Origin of the sequence: Clostridium beijerinckii HUN142, from assembly GCF_000621745.1 — a bacterium.
Classification (GTDB): domain Bacteria; phylum Bacillota; class Clostridia; order Clostridiales; family Clostridiaceae; genus Clostridium; species Clostridium beijerinckii_A.
On the sequence record NZ_JHXK01000059.1, the window covers coordinates 1 to 3,454 of the forward strand.

Genomic DNA, 3,454 nt, shown 5'->3' on the forward strand with positions numbered 1-3,454 from the left:
ACACGGATAAGCCTCCGGCTAAGGCAGAGCCTTATTGAGGACGACCGGAGTAGTTTGTGCAAAGCACGAACTACATAGGGAGTTATATTAAAACTTCACTTTGCCATTAAATTAAATCTTGTTGCCATATTAAAATAAAAATTAAAGGCAAAGGAGGCTTTGAAGTGAGCCAAGTAAGTATAAGTTATAGCTTGCATTTATCTTCCAAAAAACATGCAATTAGTTCAGCTCAAACACTTGGAAGGGTTAGTAAGCACAATTTAAGAGACTATGAGAAACTGAAAGAAGGATACGATAGAGATCAGATCAGCATATTGATTGGATCCGGATCAATTCTTGAAGATGTCAAATCAGTATATCACGAAGAATTTGACAAGGTTCTTGAGGAATATAATGAGAACCAGAAGCCATATAGACAGATTGAAGACTATTTTCAGCATGTCTCAGATAGCAGAAGTGATGTTGCTGCAGAAATGATAATTCAAGTGGGAGCCCATAAATTCTGGAAAGAACATGAGGTAGACCAAGTTAAGATGGATGAGGTCATGAAAGCACAGATTAAATTACTGCAGGAGCAAATGCCAGGCTTTAAGATTGCTTCTGCGGTGGTTCATTATGATGAATCAAGCCCACACATGCACATTGTAGGGGTGCCGGTAGCAGAAGGATATACGCATGGATTGCAGAAACAAGTGGCTAAAACCAAGGTGTTTACAAGGGATTCCTTAAAAAATCTTCAAGAAATAATGCATGATGCCATTCAAAAGCAGCTTGATGAGCTATATCCTGAGATAGAAGCTGAAATCAAGCGGTCAGAAAAGGGACTCAATCATGATATGGACAAGAAACAGTATATCGAGTACAGCAACGCTAAAGCAGCCGTTGAAGCAGAAATGGACAAAGCAGAAGCTCAAAAGGCGGAAAATGATAGATTAGAGGCGCTAGGAAAGGAAAAGCGGGAATACATAAACTCTTTAGATGAGCAGAGTAGAATCAAGAACAAGAATTTAGGGCATCTAAAAAAACAAGAAGCAGAAATAAAAGAGCGAGTAGAAAAGCTTGAAGAAAAAGAAAACAACCTCGAAGAGGATATTGAAACTGGTCTTGAACCGCTTAGAGATAAAGTTTACGAAGGGCTTGCCGAAAGCTATGAGAATGTTGATAGATATGCTTTCGAAGGCATAGAAATAGCTTTTGGACTTCCAGAAGGCAAAATAGTGGAGACAATGAAGAAATCCATTGAGGACACTATGAGCCTTTGTAGGAGCCATAAACGGCTTGGAATAGACCTTGATTTCAACGACGAGTTAGCTAGAATAACTAGGCAAAATTTTAGTAAGCTCAATAAGCAGAAAACAAGAACAAGAGAACAAGGATTGTTTCAAAGAGATGAAATGGAACTCTAAGAGCGCAACTTATACCCCACTTAATGTGGGGAGTTGCGTCCAAGGGCGCACTTATACATCACGCTAAGCATGATGAAGTGCGTCCATTTTTTGTTATAGTAAAAAGGTAAAATAACTGTATTGTTAATATAACGCCCCATATACTCCGGAAGGACACTTCCGGAGTATTCACTTAATAAGCGATATACTGACTTTGCAATTTATCAATCTGTTCGCCTAACTCGGTGAGCAGATCCATGTCATCATCTGCGATGGCTGAGAGCATACGCTCCTCTAAAACGGTCACTTGACGCATTATTTCATGATTATGGCTCTGTTTATCCTTAAAAACCTTTAAGCGGGCTTCCTGAGCCTCAGAGAGCCCTTCTGAGTTAATTATCATTGTCCTATTCTCCTTAAGTATATGCCTTTGTGTTGCTCAATCAATACAAACGTATTTAAAAATCAATACATCTGTCACCATCTGAAATTTTGGCGAATTCCCTTGTGATTGAGATAGTCCTGGCGGGCTTCCTCACGCTTTTGAGGACTTGGAGCTGTTTTATACTCGGAATAATATTCCCTGGCAATTATGGCATCGATTTTCGCGTTTAAGCCGTCCTTGATGAATTTGGCAGTATTTTCATCATTACCACCGTTGAAGTACCTTAAAAGGGCAGCAAAAAGCTCTTCCGGTATTTGTATCTGCTTAGACTTGTTCAATTTTCCAAAGCCTCCGATGGTTCAAAAACTCTCTCTGCATTGATAATATTAGATTTCTTTGAAGTAAGCTTATCAAGTTCTCTTTGGAGCAAAGCAATTGATTTTTGTATTTGGTCAATTTTCTGCTCATCAGTCAGCTGTGGCTTAGTTTCACCCAGTTCATGATACTGGCTGAGAATATTTAAACGAGCATTTCTCGTCCCCTTAAAGTAAATGTCGGGATTAATCGTATAAACTCCATTACTAACTTTTCGAAGAAAATCCGAGTCTTGTAAAATCTTCATCGTTTCACGAACAGTAAATAAACTAATACCTGTTTCGTCAGCCATACTTCTAAAAGTTGCAATAAGCTGATTTTCCTTATTAAGATGATCGATGATCCAAAATGCAAGGCGGGTTTTTTGATTACCTACTAAATCAAGCGTAGAAATAAAATTTCTCATCCAAACTTTGCTGAAATTGAAATCTCGTTCTTCAATATCTGTAACTTGAAATTCTTCAACAACTCCAGTTTCTGCATTAATGAATTGTTCTGTACCTATGTACCTTACCTTTTTTGAAGTATGCTGTTCTTTTATTTTCCCCATTAAAATAACCTCCTTGATTATTTTTAATTTTAATATGGTAAGATTACCCCGAAATTTCAAAATACATTTGTGTTGATTATAACAACATAAATGTATTGATGTCAACGTATTCATTTGTGTTGAAAAATCTACACAAGCGTATTTAAAAATCAACACAAGCAAAAGTGCTAAAAACCCAGTATTTATAAGGGTTTCCAGACCTTTGGATAAAAATTTACTCTTATCTATACTGTAGCCATTATCCCTACGGTCGCTGATACCACCAAGGAAAGTTGAGTAAATTAACATACATGTTAAAGGAAATCAACACTCATGTTATCGGTATGTTAATGCATGCATTAACATTCAATGTTAACCTATGCATTAACATTCAAAAATCCGGAAACCCGCATAAATGCTGAATTTCTTGATTTTTCCCTTCTGTTATCTGTTTACGAGGAAAAAACTGAGTGAAACGAAGGTTTTTCCAACAGAGCGTGTCACGCTCTGTAAGCTCCCTTCCGGTCGCTAAAACCACCAGAGGAAAGTTGTAGAGTTGAAAAGCCAAGGACTTTGCCCAACCGGCACATTAACGCTTGCCGTTAATGTGCAGGGCGGGAGCCAGAGTTGTAGGGGCGGAGCTCCTGCCATGTTATCTTCGCGGATTAGCGAAGTATAACATGCTACACGGATAAGCCTCCGGCTAAGGCAGAGCCTTATTGAGGACGACCGGAGTAGTTTGTGCAAAGCACGAACTACATAGGGAGTTATATTAAAACT

The 3,454-nt window shown here is 38.4% G+C and carries 4 protein-coding genes; 1 reads left to right on the forward strand and 3 read right to left on the reverse strand.

What is annotated here, in order from left to right:
* Positions 1 to 164 precede the first annotated feature (164 nt).
* Entirely contained in the window at positions 165 to 1,406 is a 1,242-nt protein-coding gene (locus T483_RS30220; RefSeq protein WP_051560446.1) for a plasmid recombination protein, read from the forward strand.
* A gap of 172 nt (positions 1,407 to 1,578) precedes the next feature.
* On the opposite strand, the gene T483_RS0118235 is transcribed toward T483_RS30220, so the two are convergent.
* The 3 genes from T483_RS0118235 to T483_RS0118245 all read right to left on the reverse strand — a co-directional run bounded on the left by T483_RS0118235 (position 1,579) and on the right by T483_RS0118245 (position 2,695).
* Positions 1,579 to 1,788, reverse strand: a complete 210-nt coding sequence (locus T483_RS0118235; protein ID WP_026888115.1) for a hypothetical protein — start codon at positions 1,786 to 1,788, stop codon at positions 1,579 to 1,581.
* A 74-nt stretch (positions 1,789 to 1,862) separates the two neighbouring features.
* Positions 1,863 to 2,108 (reverse strand): hypothetical protein, encoded by a 246-nt coding sequence (locus T483_RS0118240; RefSeq protein ID WP_035623041.1) that lies wholly within the window; start codon positions 2,106 to 2,108, stop codon positions 1,863 to 1,865.
* Complete coding sequence (locus T483_RS0118245; protein WP_026888117.1) at positions 2,105 to 2,695, reverse strand: replication/maintenance protein; 591 nt, start codon at positions 2,693 to 2,695, stop codon at positions 2,105 to 2,107. The genes T483_RS0118240 and T483_RS0118245 overlap by 4 nt, the downstream gene beginning before the upstream one ends.
* Between the last annotated feature and the right edge of the window lie 759 nt (positions 2,696 to 3,454).

Excerpts from the sequence above, each read along its gene's own strand:
- T483_RS0118235 (WP_026888115.1), bottom strand. The coding sequence starts at position 1,788 with ATGATAATTAACTCAGAAGGGCTCTCTGAGGCTCAGGAAGCCCGCTTA.
- T483_RS0118245 (WP_026888117.1), bottom strand. The coding sequence starts at position 2,695 with ATGGGGAAAATAAAAGAACAGCATACTTCAAAAAAGGTAAGGTACATA.